The 18,783-nt window shown below is 71.6% G+C and carries 13 protein-coding genes; 6 read left to right on the top strand and 7 right to left on the bottom strand.

Annotated elements, in window-relative coordinates; translation table 11 throughout:
- Nucleotides 1-86: 86 nt before the first annotated feature.
- A complete protein-coding gene (locus ACMW4R_RS09970; protein WP_418299808.1) occupies nt 87-2,189 on the bottom strand; it encodes a DUF222 domain-containing protein in 2,103 nt (700 codons plus the stop codon).
- Between the two features lie 182 nt (nt 2,190-2,371).
- Between ACMW4R_RS09970 and ACMW4R_RS09965 the strand changes: the two genes are divergently transcribed.
- Nucleotides 2,372-2,764: a DUF3021 domain-containing protein gene (locus ACMW4R_RS09965; protein WP_418299807.1), complete on the top strand. Its 393-nt coding sequence runs from the start codon at nt 2,372-2,374 to the stop codon at nt 2,762-2,764.
- Nucleotides 2,765-2,858: 94 nt separating this feature from the next.
- On the opposite strand, the gene ACMW4R_RS09960 is transcribed toward ACMW4R_RS09965, so the two are convergent.
- On the bottom strand, nt 2,859-3,170 hold the full coding sequence (locus ACMW4R_RS09960; RefSeq protein WP_418299806.1) for a hypothetical protein: 312 nt from the start codon (nt 3,168-3,170) through the stop codon (nt 2,859-2,861).
- Between the two features lie 19 nt (nt 3,171-3,189).
- Between ACMW4R_RS09960 and ACMW4R_RS09955 the strand changes: the two genes are divergently transcribed.
- From ACMW4R_RS09955 to ACMW4R_RS09940, 4 genes are all read left to right on the top strand, one after another.
- Entirely contained in the window at nt 3,190-4,653 is a 1,464-nt protein-coding gene (locus tag ACMW4R_RS09955) for a PLP-dependent aminotransferase family protein (protein ID WP_418299805.1), read from the top strand.
- A 58-nt stretch (nt 4,654-4,711) separates the two neighbouring features.
- Nucleotides 4,712-6,961, top strand: a complete 2,250-nt coding sequence (locus tag ACMW4R_RS09950) for a S8 family serine peptidase (RefSeq protein ID WP_418299804.1) — start codon at nt 4,712-4,714, stop codon at nt 6,959-6,961.
- A 139-nt stretch (nt 6,962-7,100) separates the two neighbouring features.
- Nucleotides 7,101-9,359, top strand: a complete 2,259-nt coding sequence (locus ACMW4R_RS09945) for a S8 family serine peptidase (RefSeq protein WP_418299803.1) — start codon at nt 7,101-7,103, stop codon at nt 9,357-9,359.
- A gap of 205 nt (nt 9,360-9,564) precedes the next feature.
- Nucleotides 9,565-11,328 (top strand): Na+/H+ antiporter, encoded by a 1,764-nt coding sequence (locus ACMW4R_RS09940; protein WP_058628176.1) that lies wholly within the window; start codon nt 9,565-9,567, stop codon nt 11,326-11,328.
- Nucleotides 11,329-11,709: 381 nt separating this feature from the next.
- Here the strand turns inward: ACMW4R_RS09940 and ACMW4R_RS09935 are convergent, their stop codons facing one another.
- The 5 genes from ACMW4R_RS09935 to ACMW4R_RS09915 are packed head-to-tail and all read right to left on the bottom strand — an operon-like array spanning nt 11,710 to nt 16,349.
- Nucleotides 11,710-12,693: a branched-chain amino acid ABC transporter permease gene (locus tag ACMW4R_RS09935; protein ID WP_418299802.1), complete on the bottom strand. Its 984-nt coding sequence runs from the start codon at nt 12,691-12,693 to the stop codon at nt 11,710-11,712.
- Nucleotides 12,690-13,544: a branched-chain amino acid ABC transporter permease gene (locus ACMW4R_RS09930; protein ID WP_058594834.1), complete on the bottom strand. Its 855-nt coding sequence runs from the start codon at nt 13,542-13,544 to the stop codon at nt 12,690-12,692. Before ACMW4R_RS09930 ends, ACMW4R_RS09935 begins: the two co-directional genes overlap by 4 nt.
- Nucleotides 13,541-14,302, bottom strand: coding sequence for an ABC transporter ATP-binding protein (locus ACMW4R_RS09925; RefSeq protein WP_241490483.1), 762 nt, complete (start codon nt 14,300-14,302; stop codon nt 13,541-13,543). Before ACMW4R_RS09925 ends, ACMW4R_RS09930 begins: the two co-directional genes overlap by 4 nt.
- Nucleotides 14,299-15,156, bottom strand: coding sequence for an ABC transporter ATP-binding protein (locus ACMW4R_RS09920; RefSeq protein WP_418299801.1), 858 nt, complete (start codon nt 15,154-15,156; stop codon nt 14,299-14,301). Before ACMW4R_RS09920 ends, ACMW4R_RS09925 begins: the two co-directional genes overlap by 4 nt.
- Nucleotides 15,153-16,349 (bottom strand): ABC transporter substrate-binding protein, encoded by a 1,197-nt coding sequence (locus tag ACMW4R_RS09915; protein ID WP_418299800.1) that lies wholly within the window; start codon nt 16,347-16,349, stop codon nt 15,153-15,155. The genes ACMW4R_RS09920 and ACMW4R_RS09915 overlap by 4 nt, the downstream gene beginning before the upstream one ends.
- Nucleotides 16,350-16,533: 184 nt before the next feature.
- Here ACMW4R_RS09915 and ACMW4R_RS09910 point away from each other — a divergent pair, with 184 nt between their 5' ends.
- On the top strand, nt 16,534-18,768 hold the full coding sequence (locus tag ACMW4R_RS09910) for an ATP-binding protein (RefSeq protein ID WP_418299799.1): 2,235 nt from the start codon (nt 16,534-16,536) through the stop codon (nt 18,766-18,768).
- Nucleotides 18,769-18,783 lie beyond the last annotated feature (15 nt).

Here is an 18,783-nt window from a genome sequence, read left to right as displayed (position 1 = left end):
GGAGCCGACCCGAGATGACCACCCGGTTCTCGACGGTTTCGATGCGCACCACGACCGACCCGGCGCCGCGGGCGAGAGTGCCTGTCCTAGAAAGGGGGCGGATCCTCGGCGACCTCGGCTCCCAGCGGAGACGTCCACCGCATCTCGCCCGTGTCGGGATCGCGGGACGGCTCCCACCGAGACTCGTGTCGCAGCCGGTGGTGATGCCGACACTCGGGGGCGAGATTCTCGTCGGCGGTCTCGCCACCCTCGCTCCACGCGGTCAGGTGATCGAGGTCGCAGTCGCGCGCGGACCGTGCGCAGCCGGGAAAGACACACGTCGGGGCGGCGACACCCAGCCACCTTCGCAGCGCGGTCGACACACGGTAGGTCGTGCGATCCAGCGCAAGGGGCGTGCCGGTGAGCGGGTGCGTGAGAACGCGTACCCACGAGCTCGCCTCGCCGGCGAGGCGACGAGCCGTATCGAGGTCGATGGGGCCGTAGCCGTCGAGGGTCGCGGGCTCGCTTCCCGCGCCGAGGAGCGTCAATGCGGGGACGGTGAGCACGACGGAGGGCCGGCGATCCGGGCGCGCCGTCGGTGGCTGCGTCAGCGTCGGTGGCTGCGCCAGCGTCGGTGGCTGCGCCAGCGTGGGTGGCTGCGCCAGCGTCGGTGGCTGTGTCGGCGTCGGTGTCTGTGTCGCCGTCGGTGGCCGTGTCGCCGTCGGTGTCTGTGTCGCCGTCGGTGGCTGCGTCGGCGTCGGTGGCTGTGTCAGCGTCGGTGGCTGCGTCAGCGTCGGTGGCTCTGTCGGCGACTCGCGGGCGGAGGTGGGGTGAAGGTCGCCTTGTGTCGACACGCGGGAGACGGAGCGAGGATCCGCGACAGGCGGACGGCCGTCCGCGGGCCGGTCACCCGCGGAGATCGGCCCGCATGAATCGGCCGGAGCGCGCCCGCCAGCCGGAGCGCGACCGCTCGCCGAGGCCCTCATGGGCAGAGGCGTGGTCGAGGTGAGCAGGTCCGCGACGGCATCGGCACGCAGCTGCGCGAGGGTGCGTTCTTCGTCGGGCGCGACGCGAAGATGGCGCGCGATCCGGTCGACACGCGTCAGAGCGTCGTAGGCCCGATCCGCCGGGAGCAGGGCAGTCAAGGTCGCCATGCCGTCGAGCTCGGGACTCACCCACACCCCGCGATCGCGAGCCGCGCGGCGATGACGGGCCTCGATCGACTCGCTGTGCACGCGTTCGCGCAGCGCCCGAGCCGCGACGGTGAAGCGCGCGGGCGGAAGCCGCAGGGCGCGATCGAGAGCGCCCTCATCGAAGGCGCGCCACGATTCGTGATGCTCGGGAGGGGTCGACGTGGTGCCGTCGGACGCGTCCGCGGTCTCGTCGGGCAGCACCGCGACGCCGTCGAGGACCCCGTCACCGGCACTTCCGCCACCGGCACTTCCGTCAGCGCGATCTCCGCCAGCGGGAACACCCTCGCCAGGAAATCCGTCGCCGGAAACACCGTCGCCGTCGCCCGACAGGTCGCCCGGGCCCTCGGCATCCGGAACCGGCCCATCGGCACCGGTCGACGACGCGTCGCGAGGGTCTGCGGGCAACGACGTCGCCAACCGGGCAGCCTCGACGGCGTGCCGCTCGGAGAGCAGGCCGTCCAAGAAGGCGCTCCAGACCTCGGGGCACCGCGTCTGCAGCACGTCCGCGTGTGTCGCGCGCGTGCGGACGGTCTGCTCTGACAGTCGCAGACGCGTCGCGATCTCGGCGACGGCAGCACGCTCCGCCATGTCGCGGCGGTCGCGGCGCACAGCGGCGACCGTGCGTCGCCGGGGGTCGCTCCACTCGAGGTCGAGCGTCGGGTCGGGACCGACCCACGGAACGGGGTCGGTCAGCGCAGCGCGCAAGAGCGAGGCGATCAGACGGTACTCGGCCGCCGTGGCGCGGTGGCGTTCGCGGACCTGGCGCGCCAGCTCGTCGAGGAGCTCGGTGGGACTGAGGTCCGCCCGCCCCGCATCCGATCCGCGTTCGCGTCCGTCGAGGTCATCCGAGTCGGCCGGCAGGACCACATCGGGAAAGGGATCCAAGTCGAGGAGACCCCGTTCGATCGCCCACGCCGAGTGAGCGTCGGCGAGCAGGTCGTCGTCGTTCGGCCAGGGCACGCCCCACGACGAGACGACCGAGCTCGGCCGGTCGTTCGCGGGTGCCGTGGTGTCCATGATGCAACGCTAGCGAGGGGGTCCGACATCGGCTCCGATGCTCGGAACAGGGCTCGCTCAAGGCTCTCCGACGGACCCGATGTCCACGCACCACCCACCACGAACCACGCACCACGCCGGTGATACCTCCCCGCTCGACGCTCCCGCCCCGAGGCCGGATCCCCCTTCCCTAAGCTGTCCCCATGAAGCTGCTCGGCGCTGTGCTCCTTCGAGCGGGCATCCCCCTCGTCATCATGACCGCGATCGGCATCGCTCTCTTCGCCCAGGGGAAGTCCGACGACGGACGCGCGACGCTCGCGGTCGGCGTGATCGCGGCCGCTGTGTCGGGGGCATCCGTGATCTACCAGATCGAGACCTGGAGCATGCGGAAGCAAACGCTCGTCCACTTCGTGATCATGGGCGTGACCGTGCTGCCCGCGCTGCTCTTGAGCGGATGGTTCGCGCTCGACACCCCGTGGCACTACCTCGCCGTCATCGGGGTGTTCCTCGGGGTCGGCGTCCTGCTCTGGGCGTTCTTCTTCGTGCTGTTCACGCGGATCCTGCCGAAGCGCAGCACCCCGCCTGCGGCGACCTAGGCTGCCGGGCCGCGCTCACGTCACGCGCGAACCTCACGCGCGAACCAGAGACCCAGCCAGCGCGAACGTCTCGACGTCGCGAACCGGCAGCACCTCACGCGGGAACGAGAGCCTCGGCCAAGGCAGACACCTCGCGAACCACGATCACCTCGCCCAGCACCCGCTCCCCCACGCTCGGGTCCGCCGACACCCGCGCGGCAAGCGCCCGCACGTATACGACGACACGAGTCGCCGCGAGAGTCGAAGAGGGGTGCAGCGCGCGGTCCACGGCATCCAGGATCCCGAGGAGACGCTCGTCGTGGCACCGATCGTCCGACGCGGCGATCCAATCGAGCAGGCGGGCAATGGTCCAATCAGGGGTGAGTGGACTGACAAATGCGAATTCGGGAGAGTCGGATCGGGTCATTGGCCCACAATCGGTGTTCATGACCCTCGTTGACAGAGCCACTTCCGGCCTGGTGGACCATCGCACAGCCATTGTCTCGGCGGAGCGCCTCGCGGCACGGCTCGGGCGCTGGGCGACGACCGACGCGACCCTGAGCGCCAGCCTCGCCGAGGCGATCGCTTGCCTGGTCCGCGAGGGTGAGCTGCGCGGCGGCGACCGCCTTCCGTCCGAGCGGACACTCGCCGCCACCGTCGCCGTCTCACGCGGAACGGTGGTGAGCGCCTATGCGCGCCTGTACGACGAGGGCATCCTCGACCGCCGCCAGGGCAGCGGAACGCGCGTCGCCGGCGCGGCTCCCCTGGCCGCGCGCCAAGCAGCCGGGCGCGGTGAGGCGCTCTACGCGACCCTGCCGTCGAGTATCAACCTGCTGCGTGCGGTGCCCGCGATCTCGCCGCGTGCGGTCGACATCGTCCAGCGTCATCGACCCGTGCTCGACGCCACCACGGTCGAGGCAGACCCCGCGGGTCTCCCGGATCTTCGCGCCGCGATGGCCCTCGCGATGACCGAGGACGGAACCCCGACGACGCCGGCGCAGGTGCTCGTGACGCACGGGGGACAACAGGCCCTCAGCCTGCTCGTCGACGAGGTCGTCTCCCCCGGCGACACCGTGCTGACCGAGGAGGTCGCCTGGCCCGGACTCACGGATGCCGTGCGCCGACGCGGCGGCCACGTGCACGGCATCCGGCTCACTCCCGACGGGATCGACGTCGAGGCGCTCGAGATGGCGATCGTGGTGCGTCGCCCCGTGCTCATCGCCCTGAACCCCCACAACCACAACCCGACCGGGATGCAGACGAGCCCGGCCGTCCGTCAGCGGATCGCCGATCTCGCCGCCGATCACGGCGTGACCGTGGTCGAAGACCGGGTGCTCGCCCACGTGTCGTTCGACGGGATGACGCCGCCGTCGCTCGCAGCCCTCCGGCCCGATGCGCCGATCGTCGTCGTCGAGTCCCTGTCGAAGTGGGCGTGGGAGGGGCTGCGGGTCGGGTGGCTGCGCGGAGATCCGGTGCTCGTCCGGCGACTGCGCGGCCTTCGCCAGAGCACCGATCTCTCCACCAGTGTTCCCGCGCAGATGCTCGCCCTCGACCTGCTCGCTGAAGCCCCCGCCCTGCGGCGCGACGTCGCGACGGTGCACCGCGAAGCCGCCGTCACGGCGGGGCGACTGCTCCAGACCCACCTGCCCGACTGGCGGTGGCGACCTCCGCGGGGCGGCCTGTGCATCTGGGCGCAACTGCCCGCGGGGTCCGCGACGGCCTTCGCCCGGCACGCTGCCGGGTTCGGGGTCTCGGTCGCGGGGTCGGCGCAGTTCACCTCGGATATGGATGCCGACGACCACATCCGCCTCCCGGTGACCCCGGATGCGCACGTGCTCGAGGCCGGCCTGCAACGACTCGGCGAGGCGTGGCGGGCGTACGGGGCGTCGCTCTCGCTGGATGTTCCCTGAGAGCCTCTACTGTGAGGGCTGTGGACGTCGCCGAACGTCCCGGGGGAGAACACCTTTCATGACGAGCTGGAAACGAATCGCCCTGCGCGGGATCGCCATCGGATCCGCCGCCGTGTTCTTCGCCGCGCTGCCCGCGACGGCGGCGACTCCGACCCCGTACCCCTCCGAACCCGAGACGGTCGCGGTCCTCTCCACACCGCTGGAGGCTCTGGTGGAATCGGGGGTCGATCCCTCGGCATCCCCCGAGGTGCTCGATGTGACCGGATTCGCGGTCGACATCCCCGGCGGTCTCACCGTGACAGGGGATGCCGTGACCGTGTCGATCCGCTTTCGAGACGCCGAGGCGCAGCGCGCCGCGGTCGACGCCGTCTCGGCCCTCGGCACCGTCACCGCCGTCACCCGCTCCCTGCCCACCATCGTCGTGCAGGCGCCCCCGTCGGCGTTCCCGGCACTCGCCGCGCTGCCGGGGGCCGTCGCGGTCGACCCGGCCCTTCGCCCCGACATCGGCGGTGATGAGCCCGACGGCACGACCGCCGTGCCCCGCGCGGACGCGTCGGCGAACGATGCGGCCGCCTCCGCGGCCGCCGGCGGATCCTGCCGGCAGGTCCCCGTCGACGCCGATCCGGTGCTGCGCTCCGACGAGGCACGTCAACGGTTCGGCGTCGACGGCGCCGGCGTGACCGTCGGCGTCATCTCCGACTCGTTCGACCGCTCCAGCGATGCGGCCACCACTCCCGCGCAGGACATCGCCCTCGGATCGTTGCCCGGACCGGGCAACCCCTGCGGCTACACGACAGCGGTCACGGTCCTCACGGAGGGCGATGACGACAACGAGGACGAGGGTCGCGCGATGCTGCAGAACGTGCACGGCATCGCCCCGGGCGCCCGCCTGATGTTCACTGCGGCCGGAACCACGCAGGCGACCTTCGCCGATGCCATCCGCGATCTGCGCGCGAACGGTGCCGACGTCATCGTCGATGACGTCGCCATGTTCGGGGAGACGGTCTACCAGCGGGGCATCGTGGCCGACGCCGTGGCCGACGTCGTCGCAGACGGTGCGACCTACCTGAGCGCCGCGGGAAACTATGCGTCGACCGGCGAGGCCGGCGGTACCTCGGCCGGAACCTTCACGTCCTCGTGGGAGTCGGAGACCTTCACCGGGATGCCGTGCCCTCAGGCCGTGATCGACGCGACGAAGAGCGCGGCCGACGAAGTGGACTGCATGAACTTCGCGCCCGACGGGGAGGCCAATGCGGAACTCCGGGTGAAGATCCGTACCTTCGGCGCGCACGCCCGTGCCGTGACGCACTGGGCGGTCCCCGCCTACGCCGTGGATGTCGCGGTGCTCCCCGTCGTCCTCGACGGCGAGGGAAAGGTGATCGCGGTCGGCGCGCGATTCGAGGAAGGCATGCCCGCCGCCATCGCGTACTGGGAGACCGGTGCAAAGGACGAGGACTACAAGACCAGCGACTACCGGTTCGCCCTCGTACGCACGGACAAGCAGAAGGATGTCCGAACGAAGCTCACGCTTCCGATCCGGCGGTCGGGGGTACTCGAGCTGCAGTACCCGACGTGGCCCGCCGGTGTGACGGTCGGTCCGGTGGTCTTCGGCCACTCCACCGATCCTGCGGCGATATCCGTGGGAGCCGCCGATGTCCAGGCTCCGGGACTCCTCCGCAACTTCTCGAGCGTCGGCCCCGCGACCTACCTGTTCGCCCCGGTCACGGCCGACGGGAAGCCGTCGGAACGCCTGCCGGTCCCCCAGGTCACGTCGAAGCCCGACATCGTCTCGGTCGACGGCGTGCGAACCAGCTTCTTCACGGCGGAGGGGAATCCCCCGGGCATCTACCGCTTCTCGGGGACATCGTCGGCGGCGCCCACCGCGGCCGGCGTCGCCGCTCTGGTCCGCGCCGTCGCCGGCCCCGACGCGACGGCGGAGAGCGCGCGCTCCGCGCTGAGCGGGAGCGGGCGTCCGATCGACGGCCCTCCCGGGTACACGGGGCCCGTCGACGCGAACGTGATCGGCAGCGGACTCATCGACGCGGTCGCCGCGCTGGCCGCGGTCGCGCCGCCGACCCCCACGCCGACCCCGACACCCGAGCCGACGCCGACGCCCGAGCCCACGCCGGTTCCCACGACCACGACCACGCCGACGCCGACCGCCTCACCCGCCCCGGCGGGCGGCGGGCAGCTCCCCCGCACCGGCAGCGACGCATCGTCGGCGCTTGCCCTCGCGATGCTAGGCGCCGGGGCGGTCGCCGCGGGTGTCGTGGCGGTCGTGCGGCGGCGGGTGCGCGCGCGGCGTTGACGGGATGCGGCGTGGCGCGGGAGCCGCGCCGTCGGTCGCATCAGTGCCGGACGGCGGACGGCGAATCTGAAAGTTCACTAAGAACCCCTAATGTGAGCGCTGAGGGCAGAATCGGACGCCCGCGGGGAGAACACATTTCATGACACGTTGGAAACGCTTCGCGGTGCGCGGAATCGCACTCGGTTCGGCGGCGGCACTCTTTCTGGCCCTGCCCGCGACGGCCGCGACTCCGGCCGACCCCGCTCCCCCGCAGGTCATTCCCGCATGGGGCTCGACGAACGTTCTCGCCGCGCCGTTGCGAGACCTTGCGGCATCCGGTGTCGACCTCCAGTCATCCGAAGCCGTGCGTGCGGTCGCGGGCGTCGGTGTGAACGTCGCCGGCGGTCTCGAGGTCGTCGACGGCAAGGTCACCGTGTCCGCGCGTTTCTCCGACGCGGCAGCGCAGAACACCGCCGTCGACGCCGTCGCCGCCCTCGGTACGGTCGTCGCGGTGACGCGGTCGCTCCCGACCATCGTCGTGCAGGCGCCGCCGTCGTCGTTCGCACAGCTGGCTGCGCTGCCCGGGGTGGTCTCGGTCAGCCCGGCCCTTCGTCCCGCGACCTCGGGCTCGACGAGCGCGGCGACGTCCACGCGCGTGGCAACCACGGGCGACGGCGCGCGGTCATGTCGCGAGATCCCCGCCGAGGCCGACCCGGTGCTGCGCTCGGACGCCGCGCGACGCGCCTTCGGCGTCGACGGCACGGGCATCACGGTCGGGGTCATCTCCGACTCCTTCGACATGGCGGCCGGTGCCGCCACCACCCCGCAGGAGGACGTGAACATCGGCTCCCTGCCTGGGACGGGCAACCCCTGCGGGTACTCCACCCCGGTGCGCGTGCTCGCCGACGCCCCCGCCCCCTCGACCGACGAGGGTCGCGCGATGCTGCAGAATGTCCACGCCATCGCCCCCGGCGCCACCCTGCTCTTCCACAACGACGGCCCCACCCCCGCCACGATGGCGGACGCGGTGCGCGCGCTCAAAGACGCCGGCGCCGACGTGATCGTCGACGACGTGCTCTTCGGGTACGAGCCGATGTACCAGCGCGGTGTGCTCGCCTCGGCTGTGGCCGAGGTCGTCGATGAGGGCGTGACCTACCTCAGCGCCGTCTTCAACTACGGCGCGATCGGGCGCAGCGGTCCCGCGGCAGGACAGCAGACCGGCGCCTGGGAATCGGACTCGTTCACCGGGATGCCGTGCCCCCAGGTCGTGATGGACACTCTGCCGCCGAAGACGACCGGGGTCGACTGCATGAACTTCGACCCCGACGGCGAGGCGAACGCACTGCTCGGGGCGACGATCGCCGCGGGCCCGACCTTCCCGCTGTACACGCAGTGGTCGAACCCGGAGAACGGCATCGAGACAGGTGCCTTCGCCGTGGTCTTCAACGCGGCGGGTGAGCACGTCAGCACCTTCGGCCTCGTCGACGAGAACACCGCGTTCTCGATGACCACCGTGTCGACCGGTGCCGCCTCGGGCGACTTCGTCACGGCCGACTACCGCATCGCGCTGGTGCGCACCGTCGCCAGCGCGCCCGACATGCGGACGAAGATCGTGTTCGCTCTCGACAGCGGCGGCGTGTTCGGCCTGCAGTACGGGGACTGGCCCACCGGAGTGACCGTCGGACCGGCCGCCTACGGCCACGCCGCCGACCCCTCCGCCATCGCCGTCGGCGCCTCGTCGGTGCTGACGCCCGACAACCTGGAGCCGTACTCGAGCCCCGGACCGGCCACCTACCTGTTCGAGCCGGTGCGCAGCGACGCGACCCCCGCCGCGCGCCTGCCCGAGCCGCAGGTGATCTCCAAGCCCGACGTCGTCGCGGTCGATGCGGTGCGCACGTCGTTCTTCGTCCCCGACGGAAATCCCCCCGGGATCTTCCGGTTCAGCGGAACGTCGTCTGCCGCGCCGAACGCCGCCGGCGTCGCCGCGCTCGCGGTGCAGCGTGCGGGCAAGGGCACCTCGCCCGAGATCATTCGCGAGGCTCTCGTGAGCAGCGGTCGTCCGATGAACGGGCCCATCGGTTACACCGGGGTGGTCGATGAGAATCTCATCGGCAGCGGTCTCATCGATGCGGAGGCGACGCTGGCGGCTCTGCCCGCGCCGACCCCCACACCGACACCGACGCCCGAGCCCACCCCCACCCCGACGCCGACGCCGGAACCGACGCCGGAACCGACGCCGGAACCGACCGCGTCGCCCGAGCCGACGTCGAGCGCGTCCCCCGCGCCGAACGCCGCCGGGCAGCTGCCGCGGACGGGAAGCGACGCAACCTCGGCGCTGCTGCTGACGCTCCTCGGCGGAGGAGCGGTCGCCGCGGGGTGTCTCGTCGCGATCCGACGCCGAGCGCGCTCCGCTCGGTGACACCGGGGCGGACGGGACCTTCGGGCCCGTCCGCCCCCTCCCGTTCTGCACACGGGAGTCTTTCCCGTTCTGCGCCGGAGACCCCTTCCTGTTCTGCACAGGAGGCCTCGACGGGGTCCTCTCCGCAGCTGGCGCAAAAGCTCGCGGGAATGTCCTGGCCCCTCTCTACGCTGTGTGCTGAGGGGCACGGCGGAAGGCGGTAACAATGCAAGGACTCGAGGTCACGGTCCTGCTCGGACTCGCGATGCTGGTGGGCACGATCCTCGCGCCGCGTCTGCGGGTGGCGACGCCGCTCGTCCTCCTGGTCATCGGGCTCGCGCTGGGGTTCGTCCCCGAGTTGCGCGCGATCGAGCTCCCGCCCGAGACGGTGCTGCTGCTCTTCCTCCCGGTCATGCTGTTCCGCGAGGCGTGGACCACGTCGCTGCGCTCGGTTCGCCGATCGTTGCGGTACATCATCCCGATGAGCACGCTGCTGGTCGTGGCATCCGCTTTCGCCGTCGCGGGCGTCGCGACCTGGATGGGCGTGCCGTGGGAGGCCGCGCTCGTCATCGGCGCGGCGGTCGCACCGCCCGACGCGACGGCGGTCGCCGCCCTCGGGCGTCTGCTCCCCCAGAAGACCTTCATGAAGCTCAAGGCCGAGAGCCTCACCAACGACGGCACGGCCCTCGTCCTGTACGCGATCGCGGTGTCGCTGCTGCTGGGCGGGCAGGTCACCCCGTGGTCGATCACCGGAATGGTGCTGCTGTCGTACCTCGGCGGCGCGGCTGCGGGCATCGCGGTCGCCGCTCTCGCCTACTTCGCCCTGCGCCGCATGCAGTCCACTCTCACCATCAACCTGACGATGCTGCTCGTGCCGTTCGTGTCGTTCCTCGTCGCGGAGCTGATCGACGCGTCCGGGGTGCTCGCGGTCGTCTTCGCGGGACTCATCGTGGCCTGGGTCTCGCCCCGGATCACCACGGCGATGTCTCGTCGAGCCGCGGATGCCACGTGGCCCTTCGGCGTCTACCTGCTCAACGGTGCGCTGTTCGTGCTGATCGGCCTCGAGGTCCAGCTCGTCCTGCACGAGATCTCGCCCTCCGAGATCGGGATCCTGTCGCTGATCACGGTGGCGGCCTGGATCGCGCTCTTCCTCGTGCGCTACCTGTTCCAGTGGCTGTTCAGTCCGTTCTCCCGGCCCGCGGCCGGGTCGACGCGATCGCTCCGACACCGTTCCCGGCTGGTCAGCACCGTCGCCGGGTTCCGCGGAGCCGTCTCACTCGCGATCGCGCTGTCGGTACCGATCACGACCGAGAGCGGTGCGCCGGTCGCCGGGCGCGACGCGGTCGTGTTCGTCACGGCGGGGGTCATCGTCCTGACGCTCCTGGTGCAGGGGCCCCTTCTTCCCGTCGTCATCCGCTGGGCGAAGCTCCCGAACGACGACGCCGCGATCGAGGAGTACGAGCTCGCCGAACGCGCGATCTCGGGAGCGGCGCTCGCCGCGCTCGACGACCTCGCCGTTGAGCACGGCATCAGCGATCGGGTGCGTGACCGCGCTCGCCGCGAGGGATACGAGCGCCTCGAGCTCGCCAACGCCCGCGCCGTCGCCCGCCAGCGCGCGATCGAGGAGCGCGATCTGGCCGAGCTCGACGCCTCTCTCGATTCGTCGGTCGATGACGGCGACGGCGGCGGTTCGGCCTCGTCGACGATGGGGCCGGTTCCTCCCGCCGGCACCGACGACGAAGGGCGACGCACCGTCGGCGGGCTCGAGATGATCGCCGTGAGCGACGACATCGACGTCACCCAACGCTCCCCGCTCATCCGGCACAAGGAGGCGACCCGGCTGCGCCTGGCGATCCTCGACCGCAAGCGGGAGGTTCTCCTGCGGCTGAGACGTGAGGGGACGATCGACGACCTCGTCGCGCGGAAGATCCTCGCCAACCTCGACCTCGAAGAGATCCGCACGCGCGGGATCGAGAGGGCCAGCGACTGAGCGAAGGGGCCGGGCGGCGACTTACGCGCCTACGCCGCTGTGGCTGACCGGGCGCGGGCGGGTTGGGCGGCGCTGGACAAGCGCGGGCGGGCGGGGTGGGCGGCGCTGGCCAGGCGCGGGCGGGCGGCGCCGAGCCGAGCGCGGGCGAGCCGACGGCGCCGATCCCACCCTCGGCGCGCCGATCGTCGAGAGCGCGCGAAAGCGTGGCCATAAACACGATTCGCACACATAAACGCGCTGTGCTCGTGTTTCTGAGCGCTCATCGTGTTTATGCGCGAGGCGCGCGGGCGCGCGGGACCCCGCGACGCCGCGCCACCGCACCCCCACGTACGTCGGCACCGCCCGAAACCGTTCCCCCGCGCGCGCCCGTATCCGCCCCCCTCAGCTCCCCGCCACCGCCATCGCCGGCGCCGCACGCATCCGTCGCCGGCCCCGCAGTCCCGCGAGCGTCGGCACGATCCCCCGCGGCACGAACAGCAGGAAGACCACCAGCACGATCCCGTACCCGGCGTACTGCAGGATCGGCCCGGCCGCCGCCGGCATCCCGGGCGTCGCGCTCAACGCGCTCAGCACCTGCAGCCACAGACTGAGCGCGAGGGTTCCCACGACCCCGCCCCAGACGGAGCCGAGCCCGCCCACGACCGCCATCACGACGTAGCCGAACGAGACGAACGGCGGGTAGGTGTCCTGGCTGACGTACGGGGTGAAGAACGCCCCCAGGGCCCCCGCGAACCCCGCGAACCCGCCCGCCACGGCGAACACCGTGAGCTTGCTCCGCAGGATCGGCACCCCGCTCGACGCGGCGGCGGATTCGCTCCCGGCCAGCGCACGGATCCCCCGACCGAAGCGCGACCGCACGAGGTTGTGGCAGACCAGCAGTGCCGCGGCGAGCGCGGCCAGCGCGACGTACGAGTACACCCGTTGATCGGTCACGACGAGACCGGCGACAGAGAGCGGAGGGATGCCGAAGATCCCGACGCCCGCGCCGAACAGCGGTGCGGTGGCCATGACCGTCTGGATGATCAACAGCACCGCGAGCGAGCCGAACGCGAGGTAGTGCCCGCGCAGCCGCAGCAGCGGCCAGCCCACGAGAGTGGCCACGAGCGCCCCGAGGACGGGAGCGGCGACGAGCGCGACGAGGGGCGGGATGCCGAGGGTCACGGTCCCGACCGCGACGGTGAGTCCGCCCACGGCGACGAAGGCCCCCTGACCGAGCGAGGCCTGACCGGCGTAACCCATGAACAGGGACAGCCCCGTGACGACGAGAGCGGTCAGCGCGGTCTGCACGAAGAACGTCTGGTCGGTCAGCAGCAGCGGAGCAATGGCGGCGGCGACCGCGGCCAATGCGATGACGATGCGGGTCATTTCGCCTCCTCGGCGGTGAAGGAACGCGACCGCGCGATCATGATGACGAGCATCATGATGAGCGCGATCTGGGTCTGGTACGAGCCGTTCGCGTAGCCCGCGACGAGCTGCCCGGTCACCCCCAGGACGAGGGCGCCGACGAACGTCATCCACGGGCTCCGGAGTCCCCCGAACACGGCGGCGGCGAGCGCGCTGAGCACGAACGGGAGGTCGGAGGTCACCGACACCGCCGTGGTGGGCGCGATCAGCACCCCGGCGAGACCGCCGAGCACTCCCGCGATCGTGAACGACAGCAGGCCCATCACGCGCGTGTCGATCCCGACGAGTCGGGCCGCCCGGGGATTGGATGCCGCGGCCGTGAGCGCGCGGCCGATGTCGGTGCGCGTGAACAGCAGGCTCATCGCGGCGAGCGTCACGACGGCCACCGCGAGGGTCAGCAGCCGCTGCGTCTCGATCTCGGCACCGAACAACCGGACGGTGCCCGAGATCCCCGCCGGCGAGACGGGGTTCTGCCCCCAGACGGCGATGATGACCGCGGCGGCGACCAGCGACATCCCGAGCGTGATCAGTAGCGACGTCATCGGGTGCGTGCCGGGCTTGCCGATCGCGACGGCTCCCACGACGAAACCGATGAGACCGACGACGACCACCGCCGCGAGCTCGGAGAGTCCGGGCGGGAGCCCGAGCTGCCGGAACGTCTGCGAGAGGAACGCGCCGAACACGACGAACGACCCCTGGGCGAAGTTCAGCACGTGGGTCACGCGGTAGACGACGACGATGCCGCTGCCGACGAGAGCGAACGATCCCGCGAGGGCGAGACCGCTGAGCAGGTAGGTGGCGAGATCGCTCATGAGAGACCGTCCTGACGGGTGATCGGGCGGGAAGAAGGCGTGAGGTCGACCCCGTCGCCGTTCCCGACGGTCGCCGAGTGGTTCACGGTCGGTTCCTGTTCGTCGAAACCGCCGAGATAGGCGGCGCGCACCTCGGGCGCGGCGGCGAGCTGAGCCGTCGGCCCCTCGGCGACGATGCGACCGGCATCCAGCACATACGCGCGAGAGCACAGACCGAACGCGAGCCCCACCTCCTGCTCGATGAGCAGCACGGCGGTTCCGCGATCGGCATTCAGGGCGGCGAGGTGGCGCACGAGGTCGGCCGCGATCAGCGGCGCGAGCCCGAGCGACAGTTCGTCGACGACGAGCAGGTCGGGTTCGGCCATGAGTGCCCGCCCCACGGCGACCATCTGCTGCTGACCGCCCGAGAGCGTGTCCGCGCGCTGACGACGGAGGCGCTGCAGGTCGGGCAGCAGCTCGTACACGGCATCCGTCCGCCGAGATCGCCGCCGCCAGGCGCCGAGGCGCAGGTTGTCGTCGACGCTGAGGTCTCCGAACATCTGACGTCCCTCGGGTACCTGGGCGACCGTTCCGCCGACCCGGACGGTTCCGGACGCCGGACGCACGAGCTGGCTGACGGCGTTGACGAGCGAGGTCTTACCGGCACCGTTCGGTCCGACCAGCGCGACGAGCTCGCCCGGGTCGACCCGCAGCGAGACGCCGTCGAGGGCCGTCGCCGAGCCGTAACGCACGACCAGGTCGTCGACCTCGAGCATCATGCGGCGGCCTCGCTTCCGAGATACGCGGCGATCACCGCGGGATCGCGGCGGATCTCCTCGGGCGTCCCGTCGGCGATGAGCCGACCGAGATCGAGCACGGCGATGCGGTCGGCCAGGGCCGTCACCATCGCCACGTCGTGCTCGATGAGGAGGATCGTCGTGCCGTCGTCGTGCAGCTCGCGGATGAGACCGCGCAGGTCGTCGCGCTCGTCCGCGCGCAGGCCCGACGCCGGCTCGTCCAGGAGGAGCACTCGGGGGCGCGCGGTCAGGGCTCGCGCGACCTGCAGCCGGCGCTGCTGCCCGAGCGGAAGCTGCTCGGCACCCCGACCCGCCCAGTCGGCGAGTCCGACGCGGGCGAGGGCCTCCTCGGCATCCGCCCTGATCTCCCTCTCCTCGCGGCGGTGACGGGGCGAGCGGACGGCGGCGTCGAGAGCCCCCGAACGGGTGCGGGCGTGCGCTCCGACGGCGACGTTCTCGAGCACGGTCATGCCCGGGAACAGGCGCGCGCCCTGGAAGACGATCGCGACACCGCGCCGGGCGCGGCGGTGCGGAGGCAGGCGATCGATGCGCTGACCGTCGAGGCGGATGACGCCCTCCTGAGCGCGGACGTGTCCGCTGATCAGACCGAACAGGGTGGACTTGCCGGCCCCGTTCGGTCCGATCACGCCACGCAGCTCGCCCGGCGCGACCCGGAACGAGATGTCGCGGTTGGCGTAGACCCCGCCGAAGCGGCGGGAGAGGCCCGCCAGCTCGAGTCCGGCGGAGGAGTTCTCGGCGGGGCGGTTCTCGGCGGGGCGGTTCTCGACATCCGCGTGCGCCACGAAGCCGATCCCGGCGGGTTCGGGCGTGCTCACTGCGGGAGCTCGGTCGCGAACTGCTTCGTCGCGGCTTCGGTCGGGACCCAGGTGCCGTCCTTCGCTTCGAAGATCGCGAGCGAGGTCGCGTCGAGTCCCATGTGGTCGGTGGGGCTGTACGTGTAGCGCCCGTTCGAGGTCAGCAGGTCGGTCTTCTCGAGAGCGTCGCGGATCTTCTGCCGATCGGTCGAGTCGGCCGCGTCGATCGCGGCGGCGAGGAGCTCGACACCCGATGCCCCGCCGAACGCGAACTCGGGCGGGTACGCCCCGTTGTTGGCATCCATCCAGGGCTTCGCGACCGCCATGACCTTGGTCTTGTACGCGCCCTCGGGCAACGCGTCGCCGCCCAGGGCGATGGTCGCCGCGGCCTTCACGCCTTCGGCGGCGTCTCCCGCGGGCTGGAGGTACAGGTCCGATGCCTCGGCGCCGGTGAAGTACGTTGCGATGCCCTTGCCCGCGATCTGCTTCGTGATGATCACGGGAGCGGGGCCCGCACCCCAGACGACGAACGCGTCGGGCTTCGCCGAGACGACCTTCGTGATGAGCGGGGTGAAGTCGGTCGCGGTCTGGTCGTACGACTCGTCGAGCACGACGTCGATGCCGGCTTCCTTCGCGTACTCCGCCGTCGCCTTGTCGCCGTTCGTGCCGTAGAGGTCGCCGCCGGTGTAGCCGATCGCGAGGGTCTTCACCCCCTGACTGACCCAGTAGTCCACGAGCGCCCGCGCGTACACCGCCGGGATGGGCGGCGAGGTGAACGCGTACGGGTTGCTGCCGTCGGCGAATGCGTCGACCGGCCCGAGGGCGATCGTGGGGATCTTGGCCGACTGCGCGGTGCTGCCCACGGCGGTCGCGGCCGAGACGAAGCTGCTCGCGAGCATCGCCGAGTACGAGGGATCGGATGCCAACTGGTTGAACTGCTTGACCGATTCGGTCACGTCGGCCTTGTCGTCGACGACCGTCAGCTCGACCTGTCGTCCGTCGATGCCGCCGGCGGCGTTGAGGTCGGCGACGACGCGCTCGGCCGCTTCCTTGTCACCCTGGCCGAGGGCCGAGAGGAAGCCGGTCAGCGGCACGACCATGCCGATCTTGACGGGTCCGGACCCGTTGCCCGAGGTGGTGGAGCCCCCTCCCGAACAGGCGGTGAGGGCGAGGACGAGAGCGGCTGTGGCGACCACGGGGACGGTTCTGCGCATGGACTTCTCCTGGTTCGTCATTGAACACATCGTTGAAACGAGGACCCGATGGGCCCGGCGCCATTGTTCGGGGGACGACGACGGTCCCGTCTATCCGTGAAATCACGTAATCCGCGCGGAAAGCATTCCGGTGAATCGACCGCCGACCGATAATGAGAACTCCCGGACGCAAGGAAGCTCCCCCGTGATCAGAGAGCCGCGCAGCGAATTCGTCGGGCGTCGGCGCGAATTGGACGCCCTCGCCGACGCGCTCGAACGCAGCCGCCTCATCACGCTCACCGGCGTCGGCGGTGTGGGGAAGACGCGTCTCGCGGTGCGACTCGCCAACGCCCACGCGCGACGCACGTCGACGAACGTCTACTTCGTCGGTCTCGACGCCGTGAGCGATCCACGACGCGTGGTCGCCGCGATCGCGCAGTCGCTCCCCTACGGCGACCTGTCGGCCCGCGAACCGCTCGAGTTCGTGGTCGACGTGCTGAGCGACGAGACCGCCCTCCTCGTCCTCGACAACTGCGAGCACGTCATCGACGCCGCCGCCTCCGTGGTCGACGAGCTGCTCGACGCCCTGCCGTCCCTGACGGTCGTGGCCACCAGCCGACGCCGCCTCGACGTGGACGGGGAACAGGTCTTCCCCGTGCCCCCACTCGGGACGGAGACCGCCGGCGACGAGCCCGCCGAGGCCGTGGAGCTTCTGGTCGCGCGCGCCCGCGCCGCGGACGCGGGGTTCGAGCTGTCCCCCGCCGACCAGGCCGTCGCCGCCCAGCTCTGCCACGCCCTCGACGGGCTGCCGCTCGCGATCGAACTCGCTGCCGGGCGCCTGCGGACCCTCTCGGTCGCGGACCTCGCCCGTCGCCTGTCGCAGCGTTTCACCCTGTTGCGAGCGGGGTCCCGGGCCCCGGTCTCCCGTCAACGGACCCTCCGCGCGGTCGTGGACTGGAGCCACGAGCTGTGCACACCGCCCGAGCGCGCGCTCTGGGCGGCGCTGAGCGTGTTCGCGGGCCCCTTCGACCTCCCCGCGGCGGCGGCCGTCGCCGGCGGCGACGAAACCGCGACCGTCGAGACCCTCGAGCAGTTGATCGACCAGTCGCTCGTCGAAGCCGACCGTGAAACCGGCCGGTTCCACCTCCTCGAGACGATCCGCGGCTACGGGCGCGACCGCGCCGAGGAGTCGGGGGAACAACACGATCTCGTGCGGCGACACCTCGAGTACTACCGCGGACTCGCACGTCTCGCGCGCACGCACTGGTACGGGCCGGCTCAGCGGCGCATCCTGGCCGGTCAACGCGCCGACCGCGCCGAACTGGATGCCGCCCTGCGCACGGCCGCGGCGAGCGACACCGACATCGCGCTCGAGCTGTTCTCCGACCTCCGCTACCACTGGGCGGTGGGGGGATTCCTCTCGGAGGGGCGCCGATGGAGCCGCCGGCTCCTGCGGTTGACCGGTGGCTCCGCGGAACGACGGACACCCGCGCTGCTCGTGGCGACCTGGATCTGCGTTCTCCAGGGGGCGCTCGACGAAGCGCGAACGCACCTCGACGAGGCACGCTCACTCCTCCCCTCGCTGTCTCGGGCCGACCAGGAGCAGTGCGAGGTGGAGCTGCGCCGCTGGAGCGGGACCCGCGCGCTGTTCGCGGGCGAGGGCGATCTCGCGCGCGAGGAGCTGAGCCGGTCGATCCGCCTCGCCCGCTCGCTCGGCCGCCCCGAGGAAGCCCTGCTCGCGCAGTTCCAGCTGACCGTGGCCCTCGTGCAGGGCGAGGTTCACGACACCCTCGGTCCCGCGCGGGAGGCGCTGCGACACGCAACCGAGATCGGCGAGCGATGGATCCGATCGCTCTCGCTGTGGGCGATGGGCCTCGCCCTCTACGCCGACGGAGAGCTCGACCAGGCTGAGCGCCACGCGCGCGAGGCCCTCGCCCTCGAAGAGGGCATCGACGATCCCGTCGGCGACTGCCTCGTGTTGGAGCTGCTGAGCTGGATCGACGCCGCGCGGTCCCCCACCGAACGCACGGCCGTCCTTCTGGGGGCCGCGCGGGCCTGGTGGCGCCGCATCGACTCGGGTATCGCGGTGCACGGGCCCCAGATGCTCGCGCAGCACGACCGCTGCGTCGCGGTCGTGCGCCAGCGGCTCGGCGAAGAGGCCTTCCAGCGGCTCTCGGCGGTCGGCGAACGCCTGTCCCCCGCCGAGGCGGCCGCGTTCGCCGGAGCTCCCGGACGGCCGGCCGCGGGCCTGAGCGCCCGCGAGAGCGAGGTCGCCGCGGGGGTGCACGAGGGCCTCAGCAACCGCGAGATCGCCGAACGGCTCGTGCTCAGCGTGCGGACGGTCGACACGCATGTGCAACGGATCCTCGGCAAGCTCGGCTTCACGTCGCGCGCGCAGATCGCGGCCTGGTACCGGTCGACGCTGGTGAGCGTGCCATGACTCCGGCCGCCAGCG

This window comes from Microbacterium sp. S1037, from assembly GCF_048381605.1.
Classification (GTDB): domain Bacteria; phylum Actinomycetota; class Actinomycetes; order Actinomycetales; family Microbacteriaceae; genus Microbacterium; species Microbacterium testaceum_B.
Note: the sequence above shows the minus strand (reverse complement) of the source record. Positions and strands in the feature narration are given on the sequence as shown.

What these genes read in the sequence shown, in the direction of transcription:
- ACMW4R_RS09970 (WP_418299808.1), bottom strand. Translation starts at nt 2,189, where the DNA reads ATGGACACCACGGCACCCGCGAACGACCGGCCGAGCTCGGTCGTCTCG.
- ACMW4R_RS09965 (WP_418299807.1), top strand. Translation starts at nt 2,372, where the DNA reads ATGAAGCTGCTCGGCGCTGTGCTCCTTCGAGCGGGCATCCCCCTCGTC.
- ACMW4R_RS09960 (WP_418299806.1), bottom strand. Translation starts at nt 3,170, where the DNA reads ATGACCCGATCCGACTCTCCCGAATTCGCATTTGTCAGTCCACTCACC.
- ACMW4R_RS09955 (WP_418299805.1), top strand. Translation starts at nt 3,190, where the DNA reads ATGACCCTCGTTGACAGAGCCACTTCCGGCCTGGTGGACCATCGCACA.
- ACMW4R_RS09950 (WP_418299804.1), top strand. Translation starts at nt 4,712, where the DNA reads ATGACGAGCTGGAAACGAATCGCCCTGCGCGGGATCGCCATCGGATCC.
- ACMW4R_RS09945 (WP_418299803.1), top strand. Translation starts at nt 7,101, where the DNA reads ATGACACGTTGGAAACGCTTCGCGGTGCGCGGAATCGCACTCGGTTCG.
- ACMW4R_RS09940 (WP_058628176.1), top strand. Translation starts at nt 9,565, where the DNA reads ATGCAAGGACTCGAGGTCACGGTCCTGCTCGGACTCGCGATGCTGGTG.
- ACMW4R_RS09935 (WP_418299802.1), bottom strand. Translation starts at nt 12,693, where the DNA reads ATGACCCGCATCGTCATCGCATTGGCCGCGGTCGCCGCCGCCATTGCT.
- ACMW4R_RS09930 (WP_058594834.1), bottom strand. Translation starts at nt 13,544, where the DNA reads ATGAGCGATCTCGCCACCTACCTGCTCAGCGGTCTCGCCCTCGCGGGA.
- ACMW4R_RS09925 (WP_241490483.1), bottom strand. Translation starts at nt 14,302, where the DNA reads ATGATGCTCGAGGTCGACGACCTGGTCGTGCGTTACGGCTCGGCGACG.
- ACMW4R_RS09915 (WP_418299800.1), bottom strand. Translation starts at nt 16,349, where the DNA reads ATGCGCAGAACCGTCCCCGTGGTCGCCACAGCCGCTCTCGTCCTCGCC.